We start from the raw sequence: 15,871 nt of genomic DNA on the forward strand, positions 1-15,871 counted from the left end.
TTGTTGCAAAGGATTATTCATGGTGGACCCCTTCGTTCCCGTCTATTTTTCAGGCACTTGGCGAGAGGCCGTGGGGCCGGTGCACGATGTGATCGATCCCGCGACTTTGTTTGTCACGGGACGGGTCGCGGACACAACGGAGGCTGAGCGCGAGGCGGCCCTGGATGCGGCCCGTGCCGCCCAGCACCACTGGGCGAAGCGGGACGCCAAGAGCCGCGCCGCCGCCTTGCACGGCCTTGCCAACCGCATTGAGGCGACGGACATGCGCCGCTGCGCGGAATTGATGTGCCGGGAAATGGGCAAGACCTATCCGGACGCCATTGGCGAGTTGGCCAATTGTGCCGGTGTGTTCCGCTATTTCGCGGAAATGGCCCGCGACGAGGCCGGCAAGGTGGCGGGCACCACCCAGCCCGGCAGTTTCCAGTTCGCGCGCTATGAACCGCTGGGATTGTCCGTGCATATCATGCCGTTCAACTTTCCCGTGCTGTTGATGTGCTGGACGGTGGCGGCCTCTCTCGCGGCGGGGAATGGCTGTATCGTCAAGCCGGCCCTCACGGCCACGCTCTCCACGCTGGCGTTCATGCAGGTCTTCGCGGATCTGCCGGAAGGGCTCGTTGCTTGCCTGCCCGGCGGGGCGGAGCTGGCGACGGCCTTGATCGAAAGCCCGAAGACCCATGCCGTGGCCTTTACCGGGTCCGTCGCGGCGGGGCGGGCGGTGGCCATGGCGGCGGCGGCGCAGATGAAACCCGCGGTGATTGAGGCCGGGGGCTCCGATCCGCTGATCGTCACCGCCCAGGCGCCGTTGGAGGTGGCCGCCGCTGGCGCCGTGACCGCCGCCTTTCATCTCACGGGCCAAGTTTGCACCTCCGCCGAGCGGCTGTTCGTGGAGGCACCGGTGTACGATGAGTTTTTGCAACGGTTCGCTGAAAAGACAAAAGCCCTTCGCATTGGCAACGGTTTGAAGAAATCCGAGATCGGCCCGTTGGTGTCCGAGGCGGCGCGCGAGAAGGTGATCCGGCTGGTGGAGGATGCGCGGGCCAAGGGGGCCGGGGTCCTCACCGGCGGGTGCATTCCGCCCGCGCAACCCGTGGGTTGGTTCTACGAACCCACCATCCTCACCGATTGCACGCCGGAGATGGCGATCATGAGCGAGGAATGTTTCGGCCCCGTCGCCGCCGTGATGAAGGTGGATCATCTGGACGAGGCGATCAGGCAGGCCAACGCCACGGCGTTTGGTCTGGGCGCCTCTATTTTCACAACGTCCCTGGAAGAGGCGATGGAGGCCGCCGAACGGCTGGAGGCTGGGATGGTCTGGGTGAACAACCCGCTCATCGATAATGACGCGCTGCCCTTCGGCGGCTGGAAACAATCCGGGCTGGGGCGTGAATTGTCCAGATTGGGGTTGGATATGTTCCGGCGCAGCAAGATGGTGGTGATCGACCACAAGCCGCGCATTCAGGGGTGGTGGTACCCCTACCCGGATGAGTGGTTTTACGAATCGGAGGGCCGCAAGCATAGTTGATTAGAATGCTAACTAATGAATTATTAATCTTTGCGGGCGCAGACTGGCGTTAATGGCATAGTTGCAAACTGGCGTTAATGGCATGGTTAGCGAACGGGGGCGCTGAAGGTGGACGGATTCTTTGTGCCAGAATTGCTGCTATGGGGGAGCCGGTTCAGCGTGGCTCTGCTGGCGGTGGTTTTGGTGCTTTGCTTCGCCGGCTCTTATGTGGTGATGGTCTTGCTGCGTCGGGCCCAGCTATTATGGGGGCGCCGCCGTTTGGCTTGGTTCGCCGGGCTCTGCCTCTGTTTCGGGGTGGATGTCTGGGTGACGCATTTCATCGTCATGCTCGCCTTCAACCCTGGGGTTCCCGTTTATTACGATGCCCGCCGGACGGTGGTTTCCATCCTCGCCTCCGTGCTGGGCGGTGTGCCTGGCTTTGCTCTGCTGGTCTGGCGCGCGCATTGGCGTTTTGTCTGGGGGCTGGCGGGTTTGCTGTTGGCTGGCGCCATCTTGCTGATGCATTTCATCGGCATGTCCGCCATGGCGGTCTGCGGCGATCAGGATTACAAGGTGGTTTTCGTGATCGCCGCGCTGATAGTCGGCGCTCTGTTCTCTTCCTTGTCGATGCGCGTGATGCTGCATCCGGCCAAGAAACCGCCGGTGCTGGGCGGATTGCTCCTGGCTGTTGGCATTATCGGGCTGTATTTCAGCGTCATGGGCGGGCTGATGCTCGTGCGGGCTTCGGGGTTGAGCGTCATACCGGTGATCAATCTCACGGATCAGAACAATCTGGCCATTGCCATCGGTGGAATCAGCCTGCTGCTGTTATTCGCGCTGCTGGTTAGCGCCCTGGCGGACTCAAAGCTGGCGGAGCGGCAGCTTGAGGCGCGCCGGCTCTGGCATCTTGCCCGGCATGATGACCTGACCGGTCTGCTCAACAGGCGCGGTTTGCGCGAGAAGCTGGAAAAATTGACCGTGGATTCAAACGGCCGGCCCTTGCTGATCAGCATCGGGCTGGACCGGTTGAAACCCGTGAATGACCTGTTCGGGCGGGAATTGGTGGAGAATCTGTTTTGCCTGGCGGCGCGGCGCCTGTCCGCGCGTCTGCGGCAGGGGGATATTCTCGCCAAGCCGTCCGGTGGTGAGTTCGTGGTGCTGCGGGCGAAGGCCGGACGCGTGGAAACCGGCATGGCGCTGGCCCAGGAGCTGATTTCTTGCCTGTCGGAGCCGTTCGTCATTGACGGGGTGACGGCGCAGATCGGCGCATCCGCCGGGGTGGTGCATGGCGATGGCGGCGGCGAGCGGGCCGAGGCCTTGTTGACCGCCACCGACATCGCGTTGCGGGAAGCCCAGAGTGCCGGTGGCGGGCAGGTGCGGCTGTTCACGGCGGAGATGAGTGCCCGGCTGCTGCGCCGGCACCAGTTGGAGCAGGAGTTCCAGGGGGCTTTACGCAACCGCGATTTCAAGATTTTTTATCAGCCTTTGTTCGATTGCCGGAGCCTTGAACTGCGCGGTTTCGAGGCGTTGGCCCGTTGGCAGCATCCGGCGCGCGGGCTGATCGGTCCGGACGAGTTTATCCCCGTCGCCGAGGCGGGGGGGATGATCACCGCCCTGGGTGAATATGTGCTGGAAGGGGCCTGCCGCGCCGCCCGGAACTGGCCGGAGGACCTGCGCGTCGCGGTCAATCTCTCGCCCTTGCAGTTGCGCGACCCCGCCTTGCCGGACAAGGTTGGGTCGATTTTGACGCAGCTCGGGTTGGCGCCGCACCGTCTGGAGCTGGAAGTGACCGAGGGGGCGGTGCTGGAGCAGACCGCGCAGGTCCATGCCAGCCTGGCGGCGTTGAAGGCCTGCGGCGTGGGGCTGGCCATCGACGATTTTGGCGCGGGCTATTCCAGCCTCAGCTATCTGCACAGATTTTCCTTTGAGCGGCTGAAGATCGACAAATCCTTCATCCGCGCGATCGCGGGCAGCGCGGATGCGCGGATCGTCACGGGCGCGATCATCGGTCTCGGCGCGGCCTTGGGCATGGCGGTACTGGCGGAAGGCGTGGAGACGCAAGCGCAGCTCAATATATTGCGCAGCGCCGGGTGCGGGCAGGTGCAAGGTTTTCTGCTTGGCCGGCCCATGCCCGAGGCCGATATTCAGCCCTTGTTGGAGAAGATAAAGCGGACAGGTAATGTGACAGTCCCCGCGTGACGCGCTGAGGCTGGGCCTGCCTTGTTTGGCTCAGGCTGGCCGCGGGCCGCCTTGCAGACGAGAAAGGGCGAGATCCACTTCGACGGCCAATGCCGTGTCGGGGCAGGACAGGCGCCAGGCCGGGCGGGTGGTGCCGGGCGCGCCGATTTCGACGAAATGTTCCTGAAAGCCATTATCCAGCTTGGTGCGCGCGCTATGTGTTCCCAAGGCCGAGGCGGGGAGAATATCCGCCCGCATGCCGGCCTTGTCCGGTGTTGCCAGAAAAACTAGCCCCTGGGCATGGTCGATGGCCAGCCCCACGCCGCGGTCGAGAAAGCTTTCCCCAGGGGTGAAGGGGCGTTGCTGTGCCGCCAGCGCTTGCTCCAGCTGGGTTTGTGTCCGGCGGAGCCGCTGGGTTTTCATTCTTTCGCCAATATGGAGCCAGCCGCGTGTGGGCATGGCCGCCACCGCGCAAAGAACAAGAGTGCCCGTGATGAACAACCAGTGGAAAAACATTGCGTCGCCCCGCGGAATTGGTTGGAAATTCTTGTTTTTTGAATAGCCGCAAAACCGGACCGCAGGCAAACGGTCCTGGGTTTCAGGCCTTGTCTCTTCTCTGGGGTTCTTCTCTGGTCGATGGAGCCGGGGCGGCGCAAGTTTTAGTGAAGGGCGTGGATATGTTCGCGTAACTATGCTTGAAGCGGGGAATTCCGCCCTCGATAATCGCCGCCGCCAATGTCAGAAGGTCCATGAAGCAGCTTATTTCCCTCGTCGTGCCGTTTTATAACGAGGAGGAAGCGGTTCGTGTCTTCGCCGGGGCGGTGTTGCCCGTGCTGGAAGACATTCCCGATGCGGAATGGGAGGTCGTCTGTGTGGATGATGGCAGCCGTGACCGGACGCTGGCGGGGCTGTTGAAGCTCGCGGCGGCGGATCCGCGTTTCAAGGTGGTCGAGCTGTCGCGTAATTTCGGCAAGGAGGCGGCGTTGACCGCCGGGCTGGATGCGGCGCGCGGCGATGCGGTGATCCCGATCGACGCGGATTTACAGGATCCGCCGGAACTGATCGCGCGCATGGTTGCCGCCTGGCGCGATGGGGCGGAGGTGGTGCTGGCTCACCGTACCGACCGCTCGACCGACAGCTTGCTCAAACGCGGCACGGCCTTGCTGTTCTACCGGCTCAACCGTCATATCTCGAATATCGATCTGCCCGAGAATGTCGGTGATTTCCGGCTTCTGGACCGGGCCGTGGTGGAGGCGCTGAAACGCCTGCCGGAGCGTCAGCGTTTCATGAAGGGGTTGTTCGCCTGGTTGGGATTCAAGACGGTTTCGTTGGATTATACCCGCCTGCCGCGCGCCGCGGGCAGGAGCAAGTTTTCAGGTCTGCGCCTGTGGAATTTTGCCTTGGAGGGGTTCACCAGCTTTTCGACCACGCCCTTGAAGATATGGACCTATCTGGGCGGGGTCGGCGCGGTGGTGGCGCTGGTCTATGCGTTGTTTATCGTGGGCAGGACGATCTTGTTTGGCAATGCCGTGCCGGGCTATGCCTCCATTTTCGTGGCGGTGACGTTTTTTGGCAGCATCCAGCTCATCAGCATCGGGGTTCTGGGAGAATATATCGGCAGAATTTATGTCGAAACGAAACAGCGGCCGATTTATCTGATACGCCGGCTGCATGGGTTCGACGCTGAGCCATGACCCGGAACGCGTGGGGGCGGTGCGGGCCATTGGCTGAGTTCGATGGAAAAATAGTCAGGCCCGTTCTTGAGAGGCAGGATTATCTGGTTCTGGGGCTGGGGCTTTTATATGCATACATGATCTTCGGGGCGGCCGGGTATTATGACGACGATATAGGCCGGGCGCTGTTTGGAGGGCATCTTTGGTCGAATGACGGGCGGCCCTTCGCGGATCTGATCTATTTTCTGCTGATCCTGCATTATCCATGGGTGGATATCGCGCCTTTGCCGCAGCTTCTGGCGGCGGCTTTGACCGTGGGTGCCGCGCTCGCGGTGATCCGGCACTATGAACATCAAGGGTTACATATACCCAGGGCTGTGGCGCTGTTACCCTTGGGCAGCCCGCTCTATCTGCAAAATCTGGCCTATCATTTTGTTTCGGTCACGATGGCGATGTCCATCGTACTGGCGGTCTCCGGGTTTCTGATCAGGCCCAGGGCGGTTGCCTTCTATATAACAGGGGCTTTGAGCCTTTACGCGGCTTTGGGAACATATCAGACAGCCATCAATATTTTTCTGAGTCTTGCCCTTTTCGATCTGATCGGCGGGCGGCGGGGGGCTGCGAAACATACAGGCGCGGCTTTGGCCTTGTTCGGGCTGCGCTTGTCCCAGGCGGGGCTGGCGTTGCTGATCTATCAATGGACGATCACGCCCATGGTCAATGGTTATGCCGGGGGGCATAAGGATCTGTTGCCCTTGTCCGGGCTCGTGCCGGGGCTATTGCATAATCTAGGGGCGTTTTCAGGCTATATCGGGGCCATGCTGGCGGAGCCGCTCTTCGCGCCATGCTTGCTGCTGCTTTGCGTGGGCTGGCTGGGCGGCGTTCTGCTGTGTGTGCGGGGAGAAGCGGCTTTACCGACCAGGATTGTGTCTCTGCTCGCCTGGGGATTCGGAGCGCCGCTCTGCGTTGCCGGAGCGCTGGCGGCTCTGCGGCACCCGGTTCTACAGCCGAGGGTTTTCGACGATTTCGGGTGGTTCCTGTTTTGCTGCGCAATGGCGCTCTATGTCGGGGCAGAGGCAAGAGGCTGGCTGTGCCGCGTGGTCACATGCTGGGTTGGAATCGTTCTGCTGAATTTCCTGGTTGCCGGCATGGTGTTCAAGAATGCCTATGCGGCGCAATGGCGCCACGAAAACCGAATCGCCGGATTGCTGGCGGAAGATTTGTACGGGGTGTTCCAGGCGCATCCAGAGGCGAAATATGTCGCCGGTCCTGGCTCGGGCTATTCACCGCTCGTGCTGCATTATATGCGGGCCTACCCGTTTGTCTGGTTCCTGGTGCCGCAATATCTGGAGACGGATTCCACCAATATCTGGTTCAGGGGCGTCATGGTTTTGCACGGTGTTTCGGATGGGCGGTATGCGCTGAACCTGTCCCCCGTGGTGGGGCGGGAACTGACGGGCTGTACTGCCCAGCTGGTGCGTAAACGCCGGGATTACTGGCTCTATTATAAAAACAATCTGGCTTATGTCGATTTTACCAAGGGCGCGGATTGCGCGGCCTTGGCTCGGTGATCCAGGCTATTCCTCAATTTGGGAGGACGCGTTTAAAAGATGCCCATGGCAAGCCCCGCCGCCATGGCCTGGCCAAGTTCCGCGCAGGGGGCAAGGGCTGCCGTGGCGAGATGTTTCGGGGCCAATATCGTTTCCGGTGTCTGTGCGCCGGTCCGTATGATCACCGGCGGGGCGATTTCACGCAGCCGCCAGCCAGTGGCGATGCGGGCGATCTGGCGCGCGGCCCCGGTGCCGTCCGTTCCGGCGCAGACGAGGCTGGCATAGGGGCGCCCTTCGGTCCGCCCCAGTGCCGGGTAATAGCAGCGTTCGAAGAAATCCTTCATTAGTCCCGCCATGGCGGCGAGGTTTTCCGGTGTGGCGAAGAGATAGCCGTCCGCCGCCAGAACATCCTCAGGCCCCGCCGCTGGGGCTCGAAGCCGCCGGATTTGCACATCCTCCTGTGTTCCGCCGGCGTGGGCGGCGGCCTCGGCCATTTGCGCCGTGCCGCCGGTCAGGCTGTGCCAAACGATGAGCAATGTTTTCACATGTGCCAGCTTGCCCGTTTCCGCTGGACGGGAAAAGCCGCCCGCGTGACGCGCGGATGGAGCTGGGCTATGCAGGGGGCAATGATGCCTGCTTTCCGTTCTCTCCGTGCCACGGTGCTGTTATGTTCGATGATCGCGCTGGCGGGTTGTGCCGCGCCGTCCTTCCAGGCGCCCCGGCAGCCGGTCGCGCTGGGGCCCGTGATCACGGCGTCCGACCTGAAAAAGGCCGAGCGGATTTCCTATGACCGGGGGTTCGAGGCCGGGCGGCATTATCAGGACAAGCATGGCGGCGCGGTGAATGCCACCCCCGCGGCGGATGCGGCACAGGATGGTGCGGCACAGGATGGTTGCGCGCCGCCGCCGGCCTCGCAACAGCCGACCGCCGTGGCGCCCGTGGCACCCGTGGCGCCATCTTCCAGCTATACCACCTCCGGCCGGGCGCAGCCCCTGCCGCAATGAGTCGGATGGCTTGAACCGGGACGGCGCTTGGGCCAAACAGCCCGCATGGCGCCGCCCCTTCTGCTTTTGACCGATATTTCCGTGACACTCGGCGCCGCGCCGCTTCTGGAGCGCGCGACGCTGTCCCTCGGCGCGGGGGAGCGCGTCTGTCTCGTGGGCCGTAATGGCTCGGGCAAGTCCACCTTGCTGAAAATTGCTTCCGGTGAGATCCCCTTCGATTCCGGCACCAGGTTTTTCCAGCCGGGGGCGACCATGCGCTATCTGCCGCAGGAACCGGACCTCTCCGCCTTCGCCAATGTGATGGCCTATGTGTTGGCCGGGCTGGGGCCGAATGACGATGAATATCGCGCCCGCTATCTGCTGGGCGAGCTGGGGCTGTCCGGCGATGAAAAGCCTGGCCATCTCTCGGGCGGTGAGGCGCGCCGCGCCGCGCTGGCCCGAACGCTGGCACCCGAGCCGGATTTGCTGTTGCTGGACGAGCCGACCAACCATCTCGACCTGCCCGCCATCGAATGGCTGGAGGGCGAGCTGAAATCGCTCTCTTGCGGATTGGTGCTGATCTCCCATGACCGGCGGTTTCTGGAAAATCTGTCCCGCGCGATGGTCTGGCTGGACCGGGGGCAGACCAAGCGGCTGGACAGGAGCTTCGCGCATTTCGAAGCCTGGCGCGATGAGGTGCTGGAGCAGGAGGAGCAGGAATTCCACAAGCTGGGCCGCAAGATCGCCCGCGAGGAGGATTGGCTGCGCTACGGCGTGACGGCGCGGCGCAAGCGCAATGTGAAACGCCTGGCCGGGTTGCAGAGCCTGCGCGCCGAGCGGCGCAACTTCACCCATAAGCTGGGGCTGGCGAAGTTGGCCAGCCTGGATGCCGCGACTTCCGGCAAGATCGTGGTGGATGCGGACGGCATTTCCAAGAGCTTCGGTGAGAAGCGGGTGGTGGATAACCTCACCTTTCGCGTGCTGCGCGGGGACAGGCTGGGCATTGTCGGCCCGAACGGGGCGGGTAAATCCACCTTGTTGAAGCTGATCCTGGGGCAGTTGGCGCCTGATTGCGGTGCGGTGAGGCTGGGCTCGGCCCTGGATGTGGTGACGCTGGACCAGCAGCGGGCGGATTTGAACCCCACGGCCTCGCTGGCGGATACGCTCACGGGCGGCACTAGCGACCAGGTGGTGGTGGGAGGCCAGGCGCGGCATGTGATCGGCTATATGAAGGACTTCCTGTTCAAGCCGGAGCAGGCGCGCACGCCGGTGGGTACGCTCTCGGGCGGGGAGCGCGGGCGGCTGCTGCTGGCCTTGGCGCTGACCAAGCCTTCCAACCTGCTGGTGCTGGATGAACCGACCAACGATCTCGACCTTGAAACGTTGGATCTGTTGCAGGAGATGTTGGGCGATTATCCAGGCACGGTGGTTGTGGTCAGCCATGACCGTGATTTTCTGGACCGTGTCTGCACTTCGGTGTTGATGTCCGAAGGGCGGGGGCGCTGGGTGGAATATGCCGGCGGCTATGCGGACATGCTGGCCCAGCGCGGGGCGGGCGTGGAAGCGGCGAAGGCCGAAAAAACCGAGAAAAAACCCGCGCCGAAGCCTGCCCAGGCGCCCGCCGCCGCGGCGCGGCCAAAAATCTCCTTCAAGGAACAACATGAGCTGAAACAGCTCACCGGCGACATCGCCAGGATGCAGACGCAGATGGCCGGGTTGGAAGAGCGCCTCGCCGCACCGGATCTTTATACGAAGGACCCGAAACAATTCGCGGCGGCCACGGCGGCCTTGGCGGAACTGCATGCCAGGCTGGAAAAGGCCGAGGAGAGGTGGCTGGAGCTGGAGATGCTGAAAGACGGCTGAACCCGCCCGCTGGAGAAATGCCGCGAGGGATTTTCGCCATGCCGGCGTAGGGGGTTATCGATGGTGGCGCGCGGGGCATGACGGAGCCCGGTATTCCGGATTTGATGCAGGATGCGGCGGCGGGCGACCGGGCCGCCTTCAGCGCCGTCATGCGTTATGCGTTACCTCGCGCCTGGAGGCTGGCCATGCGCATGCTGGGCAACCAGGCCGAGGCCGAAGAGGTGGCGCAGGAGGCGATGCTGCGGCTCTGGCGCCATGCTGGGTCGTTCGATCCCAGGCGTGCGCCCTTCGATGCCTGGCTGACGCGCATCACCGCCAACCTGGCGTTGGACCGGCTGCGCATGCGCCAGCGCGCGGGCGTTGCGGTGGGGCTGGATGATGCCATTCCCTCCACGACGCCCAACCCGGAAGAGGCGCTGGGCCGTGCCGCCCGCATGGCGCGCATCGAGGTGGCGTTGCAAACTCTGCCAGACCGCCAGCGCGCCGCGGTGGTGCTGGTTCATTATGAGGGGTTGTCCGGCGTGCAGGCGGCGCAGAGCCTGGGTATGACGCCAAAGGCGCTGGAGGGGCTGCTTTATCGCGGGCTGGGAGCTTTACGGCGGCTTTTGCTGGATGAGGGAGAGGCGGAATGAAGGATGAGGCCTTGCGGGCACGGCTCGATGAATATGCCCCGGAACTGGACCCGCGCCGTCAGGCCGTCTTGCTGGCGGCATTGGAGGCCCGGCTGGATGCGAAACCGGCCCAGCGCTGGCTGCTTTATCTTGCCACGCCGCGCCAGGCCGGCTGGTTCGCCGGGTTGGGAGCCTGCGCTCTGGTGGCGGGCATCGCCGCGGGGCAGGCGGTGGTGCAGGGGGCGAGCGTGAAATTCGCCATGATCAGCCTGCTGCTGGGTTAGGAGGGACGATGCGAAGCGGGATGCGCTGGCTGCTGGCGGGGTCTTTACTGTTGAATCTCCTGTTGCTCGGCTTTGGCGGCACGGTGGCTTGGCGGTTGCGCCATGGGGCCGTGGGGCTGGTGGAAGGCGCGATGATCCGCCCCTTGCACGGGCAGGACAAGCGGATCATGCGCCAGGCTTTTCTGCAGGCGCGGCCGGAGGCGCGCGCCGCCCAGGCCAGAATGCGCGCCGCCCATCTGGCGGTGGACACGGCCCTGCGCGCCGAACCGTTCGACCCGGCGGCGCTGCAAACAGCCCTGACGAGCTGGCGGCTGGCCACGGACGCGTTTCTGGCGAGTTTCGAAGCCCCCTTGCTGCGGGGGGCGGGGGCTGTCTCGCCGCAGGGGCGGCGGGGCATGGCCGCGTTGGGCGACAAGCAGGCGCGCCGCGCCGCGCGCGGGGTCGGTCCGTGAAACTTCCGTAACGCGCGAGTGGGTTCGGGCGGGGCTTCGTAGAGGGGGCATCAGCTTATGAAGGAGATAATTCATGCGTCATTACCTGCTGGCCGCCACGCTGCTGCTCACCGCCGGTTCCGCCGCCGCGCGGGAGTTTCATTCCAGCAGCACCGTCACCGGGGCGAATGGCCGGGTCTATCAGCGCGAGGGCAGCACCAGCTTCGGCCAGGGTTATGCCAATCATCAAGGCAGTGTCACCGGCCCGAATGGCCGCGCCGTGACCAGCCAGGGCAGCACGCAATATGGCCAGGGCTACGTCAATCACGAAGGCACGGTGTCCGGCCCCAATGGCAATGAGGTTTCACGCCAAGCTACCACGACTTACAACGATGGGAGCTATGATCGCTCGGTGACCTATTCCGGCCCGAACGGCAACAGCACCGGCCATTCCAGCACCGGCACCTATGGCACCAGCCCCTGAAAGCCGCTGGGCCCGCGCGGCCCCAGGGCCGGATCGTCTCGGGCGATCCGGTTTTCTGACCCGCCGCCGGGATTTGCTCAGCTTTCGTTAAATCTTTCCGGCTTGAATGAGGCGTGTCGGAAACGGAGCCGGGCCTATGAAATTTTGGGGTAAGCGTGGCCAAGTGGCGCAGAAGCGGGTTTTACCGTTCGAGGCCATGCTGCATCACATGGTCGTGCCCATGTTCATGCTGAATGAGGAAGGCATTGTGGTCTTCTGGAACGAAGCATGCGCCGGGCTGACCGGGCTTGCCGCGCGGGAGGTGCTGGGTACCCGGGAACATTGGCGTGGTTTTTACCCGCAGGAGCGGCCTTGCCTGGCGGATCTCGTTCTGAAGGGCGCGCAGGACAAGGCGGGCGCGCTTTATGCCGCCCATTCCGACAAGCTAGCCGAGGATGGGCGGATGCTGGCGCAGAATTGGTGCGATCTGCCGCTGGGCAAGAGGCGCTATCTACGCATAGACGCGGGGCCGGTGCGCGGTCCGGATGGTGAAACGCGCTTCGTGGTCGAGACATTGCAGGATCTGACCGCCATGAAGGAGGCGGAGGCGCTGATCGCCTCCGAGCGGGAGACGGTGGCCAGCCAACAGCACAGCGTGATGGAAGCGCTTGGGCAAGGGCTGGAGGCGCTGGCGCACGGGGATTTGCAAAACCGGCTGACATCGCCTTTTCCTGGTGAATACGACGTGTTGCGCCGGAATTTCAACGCGGCCCTGGCCGGATTGACCGAGACCATGCAGGCGGTGCGCGGCAATGGCGGCAGCGTGCGGGGCAGTGCGCGAGAGATGGCGCATGCCGCCGACGATTTGGCGCAGGGCACGGCCCAGACCGAGAATGCCTTGCACCGGACCTCGGAAGCGTTGGGCCTGTTGACCGATACCGCCAGCAAGGCCGCGGACGGGACCAGCGAGGCCAGACGGGTGGTCACCAGCGCGCGCAAGGAGGCCGAGCAGTCAGGTGGCGTGGTGCGCGAGGCGGTGAACGCCATGGGGGAAATCGAGGCATCGTCCCGGCAGATCGGCAACATCATCGGGGTGATCGACGAGATTGCTTTTCAGACCAATCTGCTGGCGCTGAATGCTGGGGTGGAGGCCGCCCGCGCGGGCGATGCCGGGCGCGGCTTCGCCGTTGTCGCCACCGAGGTGCGGGCCCTGGCCCAGCGCTCCGCCGATGCCGCAAAGGAGATCAAGGCATTGGTCTCCACCTCCGGCACGCAGGTGGAAGCCGGCGTGAGGTTGGTGGGCGAGGCGGGGGCGGCGTTGACGCGGATCGTCAGCCATGTCGAGCAGTTGAACCAGATGATCGGCGTCATCGCTGAATCGGCGCGTCAGCAAACGGCTGGGCTTTCCGATATGGATAAGGCCCTGATGCAGATGAACGAGGTGCGCGGCAAAAATGCGCGGCTGGTGGAGCAGGCCGCCGCCGCCAGCCACGCGCTGAATGACGACGCCGAAGCCTTGGATATTCTGCTGGCGAAGTTCAAGCTGGCGGAAGAGGCTGAGCCACGCTTCCGTCGGGTGCCCGTGCTTCAGGGGCATTAGAACGGTATATTTTTGGAACGGTATATTTAGAGCGTGTCGCGGACACATCTCCATGAAATATCCATGAGGATTGAGGGGAGCGCTTAGTCCCGGTCCTTGAACGGGTTGTCCGTGCCGCGCAGATAAATGCGGATCGGCACGCCTGGCATCTCGAACACTTCGCGCAGGCTATTCACCAGATAGCGCTGGTAGGTTTCTGGCACCTGCTCGGCGCGGGTGCCGAACAAGGCGAAGGTTGGCGGGCGGGCCTTGATTTGCGTGATATAGCGCAGCTTCAGGCGGCGCCCATCCACCAGCGGGGGTGGGAAACGCTCAAGCGCTGCCTCGAACCAGCGATTGAGCTGGCTGGTGGGGATGCGCAGATTCCATTTCTCATATGTGTCGCGGATGGCGGGGAAGAGTTTTTTCACCCCTTCGCCTGTCTCCGCCGAGAGTGGCACCAAGGTGATGCCCTTCATCTGGCTGAGTGAAATGGAGATGCGGTCCAGGGCGGCTTTCTTGGCGTCCGGCCGGTCTTCCACCGCGTCCCATTTGGTCAGCGCGATCACGCAGGCGCGACCTTCCCGCTCGATCAGGCGGGCGATTTGCAGATCCTGCTCCTGCACGCCCTGGATGGCGTCGATGGCCAGCACCGCCATCTCGGCGCGTTTCAGTGCCTCAATCGAGGAGGAGGTGGACATTTTCTCCAGCCCTATATCCACCTTGGCGCGCTTGCGCAGGCCCGCCGTGTCCACCACGCGGTAGAGTCTGCCATCCGGCCCTTCGAAATCGGCGGAAACGGCATCGCGCGTCAGGCCTGGCTCGGGACCGGTGATCATGCGCTGCTCGCCGAGCAGATAATTCAGCAGGGTGGATTTGCCCGCGTTTGGACGGCCGACGATGGCAAGGTGAAGTGGCTTGTTCTCCTCGTCCTCGGTCAGTGTTTCCTCATCGGGCAGGCGGCTGACGATCTCGTTCATCAGATCGTACACGCCCTCATTATGCTCGGCGGAGATCGCCACGGGTTCGCCAAATCCCAGCTCATAAGCTTCCATGGCGTTGGCGATGCCGCCGCGTCCTTCGGCCTTGTTGGCCACCACCAGAACTTGCCGGTCCTTCCGGCGCAGCCAGGTGCCGAAATGCCGATCCTCCGGGATCAGACCGGATTTCGCGTCGAATACGAACAGCACCAGATCCGCCTGGTCCACGGCGGTGGCGGTGGAGGCGCGCATGCGCCCGGGCAGCGTGTCGGGTGCCGCTTCCTCCAGACCGGCCGTGTCCACCACCAGCATTTTACGTCCGCCCAGTTCGCACACGGCTTCCTTGCGGTCGCGCGTGACGCCCGGCGTGTCCGCCACCAGCGCCAAGCGGCTGCCGACGAGCCGGTTGAACAAGGTGGATTTGCCGACATTCGGCCGGCCGGCGATGACGATTCGCGGCAGCTCAGCCATAGGCTGTCAGGCGCGCATCGCGCGTGAGCTGCAGCAGCACGCCACCGGCCGCGATGGGGGGCATGTCGGCGGGAGCGCCCAGTTTCAGGGTTTGGGTCAGCTTGCCGGAGACGGCATTCACCAGGGCGGCCTCGCCATGGTCGCTGGTCACGATCAGGTTGCCATTCACCAGAGCCGGGCCCGACCATATGATGGGGTTGCGCTTCTTTTTCTCGTTCTTGAAGGCGGGCAGTTGGGTGGCCCAGCTGACCAGCCCGTCATCGGCATGCACGGCGAACAGGGTCTGGCTGGCATCCAGCAGGAACAGGAAACCGCCGGAGGCGGCGGGAGGCTGTGAGCCGGTGGCCTGATGGGTCCAGACCTTGGCGCCGGAATGTAAATCGACAGCCATGAAGGCGCCGCCGATATTGATGCCATAGACCACGCCGCTGGCGATGACCGGGGCGGCCACCACGTCTGAAAGGTCGAGCGAGCTGGCCTGGCCGAAGCCGGCCGCCAGGCTTTGCTCCCAGACCGGGGTGCCGGACATGCTGTCGATGGCGGCGAGCAGGCCGGTGGAAAACCCCGCCACGAGAATGCCGTCGGCGAAGGCGGGGGCACCGGTAACGCTGGCGGCGGTCATGGGCGGCGTGCCCACGGCGCCGGTGAAACGCCAGCCCGGGGTGCCGGATTGCATGTCGAAGGTCAGCAACAGGTCGTTCTGGCAGACGATGGCCACCAGCCCATTCGCCACCAGAGGGGCGGAGCGCGCCGCGAAATCAAGCGGCTGGCGCCAAAGGATCTTGCCGGAATCCGCATCCAGCGCCAATGCCTCGCCATAGCCGGTGCTCGCATAGATCTTGCCGGCCTCGAAGGCGATGCCGCCGCCGATATTCTGGTTGGAGGCGTGCTTGGGGCGTGTGTCCGTGCGCCAGAGCGTGGTGCCGTCCGCGAGGGACAGGGCGCGTATATGCGCGTCGGCATCCATGGTGAAGACATGTCCGCCAGAGACCAGCGGGCTGGCCGCCAGGGGCTGGCGGTAGCCGCCCGCGCTGCCGATGCCCGTGTGCCAGCGCGGCTTGAAGCCGAGCGGTCCAGCCACGTTGCCGGGGGCATGGGCCGGGTTGGCCAATGTTTGCCGCCAGGCGCTGAGTGGCGTGGCGGTGGGCAAGGCAACGGTGGGGGCGTTAGGGGACAGATCCATGCCCGTCTGGTCCGGCAGAACGGGCACTTGCAGGCCGGGAATGGGTTTTTTCGGGGTTGAGCAGGAGGCGAGCAGGCCGAACAGGCCGAGGGTCGCGGTGCGGCGGCGAATCATGGGCTCT

General features: G+C 64.0%; 14 protein-coding genes and 2 pseudogenes. 12 read left to right on the top strand and 4 right to left on the bottom strand.

Features of this window, described 5'->3' with window-relative positions; genetic code table 11:
- Nucleotides 1–19: 19 nt before the first annotated feature.
- Together AB7D48_RS08905 and AB7D48_RS08910 are read left to right on the top strand one after the other, a co-directional pair.
- Nucleotides 20–1,522, top strand: a complete 1,503-nt coding sequence (locus AB7D48_RS08905) for an aldehyde dehydrogenase family protein (RefSeq protein WP_427977898.1) — start codon at nt 20–22, stop codon at nt 1,520–1,522.
- A gap of 108 nt (nt 1,523–1,630) precedes the next feature.
- The gene (locus tag AB7D48_RS08910; protein WP_427977900.1) at nt 1,631–3,700 is read left to right on the top strand and encodes a putative bifunctional diguanylate cyclase/phosphodiesterase; all 2,070 of its coding nucleotides are present in this window, start codon (nt 1,631–1,633) and stop codon (nt 3,698–3,700) included.
- Nucleotides 3,701–3,730: 30 nt separating this feature from the next.
- Here AB7D48_RS08910 and AB7D48_RS08915 read toward each other — a convergent pair whose 3' ends face one another.
- On the bottom strand, nt 3,731–4,102 hold the full coding sequence (locus AB7D48_RS08915; protein ID WP_427977902.1) for a hypothetical protein: 372 nt from the start codon (nt 4,100–4,102) through the stop codon (nt 3,731–3,733).
- A gap of 326 nt (nt 4,103–4,428) precedes the next feature.
- On the opposite strand from AB7D48_RS08915, the gene AB7D48_RS08920 reads away from it, so the two are divergent.
- Together AB7D48_RS08920 and AB7D48_RS08925 are read left to right on the top strand one after the other, a co-directional pair.
- Entirely contained in the window at nt 4,429–5,373 is a 945-nt protein-coding gene (locus AB7D48_RS08920) for a glycosyltransferase family 2 protein (protein ID WP_427977904.1), read from the top strand.
- 116 nt (nt 5,374–5,489) lie between these two features.
- On the top strand, nt 5,490–6,923 hold the full coding sequence (locus tag AB7D48_RS08925; RefSeq protein WP_427977907.1) for a glucosyltransferase domain-containing protein: 1,434 nt from the start codon (nt 5,490–5,492) through the stop codon (nt 6,921–6,923).
- Nucleotides 6,924–6,955: 32 nt separating this feature from the next.
- On the opposite strand, the gene AB7D48_RS08930 is transcribed toward AB7D48_RS08925, so the two are convergent.
- Entirely contained in the window at nt 6,956–7,447 is a 492-nt protein-coding gene (locus tag AB7D48_RS08930; RefSeq protein ID WP_427977909.1) for a flavodoxin family protein, read from the bottom strand.
- Between the two features lie 84 nt (nt 7,448–7,531).
- On the opposite strand from AB7D48_RS08930, the gene AB7D48_RS08935 reads away from it, so the two are divergent.
- The 8 genes and pseudogenes from AB7D48_RS08935 to AB7D48_RS08970 all read left to right on the top strand — a co-directional run.
- Entirely contained in the window at nt 7,532–7,906 is a 375-nt protein-coding gene (locus tag AB7D48_RS08935) for a hypothetical protein (protein ID WP_427977911.1), read from the top strand.
- A 45-nt stretch (nt 7,907–7,951) separates the two neighbouring features.
- Nucleotides 7,952–9,748 carry an ABC-F family ATP-binding cassette domain-containing protein gene (locus AB7D48_RS08940; RefSeq protein WP_427977913.1) on the top strand — a complete coding sequence of 599 codons (1,797 nt, stop codon included), beginning with the start codon at nt 7,952–7,954 and terminating at the stop codon, nt 9,746–9,748.
- A 77-nt stretch (nt 9,749–9,825) separates the two neighbouring features.
- A complete protein-coding gene (locus tag AB7D48_RS08945) occupies nt 9,826–10,380 on the top strand; it encodes a sigma-70 family RNA polymerase sigma factor (protein ID WP_427977915.1) in 555 nt (184 codons plus the stop codon).
- Nucleotides 10,377–10,643, top strand: coding sequence for a hypothetical protein (locus AB7D48_RS08950; protein ID WP_427977917.1), 267 nt, complete (start codon nt 10,377–10,379; stop codon nt 10,641–10,643). Before AB7D48_RS08945 ends, AB7D48_RS08950 begins: the two co-directional genes overlap by 4 nt.
- An 8-nt stretch (nt 10,644–10,651) precedes the next feature.
- Nucleotides 10,652–11,095, top strand: coding sequence for a periplasmic heavy metal sensor (locus AB7D48_RS08955; protein ID WP_427977920.1), 444 nt, complete (start codon nt 10,652–10,654; stop codon nt 11,093–11,095).
- A gap of 73 nt (nt 11,096–11,168) precedes the next feature.
- Nucleotides 11,169–11,558 (top strand): hypothetical protein, encoded by a 390-nt coding sequence (locus tag AB7D48_RS08960; RefSeq protein ID WP_427977923.1) that lies wholly within the window; start codon nt 11,169–11,171, stop codon nt 11,556–11,558.
- A gap of 196 nt (nt 11,559–11,754) precedes the next feature.
- Nucleotides 11,755–12,135 (top strand): annotated as a pseudogene (locus tag AB7D48_RS08965) (PAS domain-containing protein); the annotation flags it as partial.
- A 396-nt stretch (nt 12,136–12,531) separates the two neighbouring features.
- Nucleotides 12,532–13,137: pseudogene (locus tag AB7D48_RS08970) on the top strand (methyl-accepting chemotaxis protein); the annotation flags it as partial.
- An 83-nt stretch (nt 13,138–13,220) separates the two neighbouring features.
- Here AB7D48_RS08970 and der read toward each other — a convergent pair.
- Both der and AB7D48_RS08980 read right to left on the bottom strand, forming a co-directional pair.
- Nucleotides 13,221–14,567: a ribosome biogenesis GTPase Der gene (gene der / locus AB7D48_RS08975; protein ID WP_427977925.1), complete on the bottom strand. Its 1,347-nt coding sequence runs from the start codon at nt 14,565–14,567 to the stop codon at nt 13,221–13,223.
- Nucleotides 14,560–15,864, bottom strand: a complete 1,305-nt coding sequence (locus AB7D48_RS08980) for a PQQ-binding-like beta-propeller repeat protein (protein WP_427977928.1) — start codon at nt 15,862–15,864, stop codon at nt 14,560–14,562. The genes der and AB7D48_RS08980 overlap by 8 nt, the downstream gene beginning before the upstream one ends.
- Between the last annotated feature and the right edge of the window lie 7 nt (nt 15,865–15,871).

It is taken from the genome of Acidocella sp. (genome assembly GCF_050253495.1).
Classification (GTDB): Bacteria; Pseudomonadota; Alphaproteobacteria; order Acetobacterales; family Acetobacteraceae; genus Acidocella.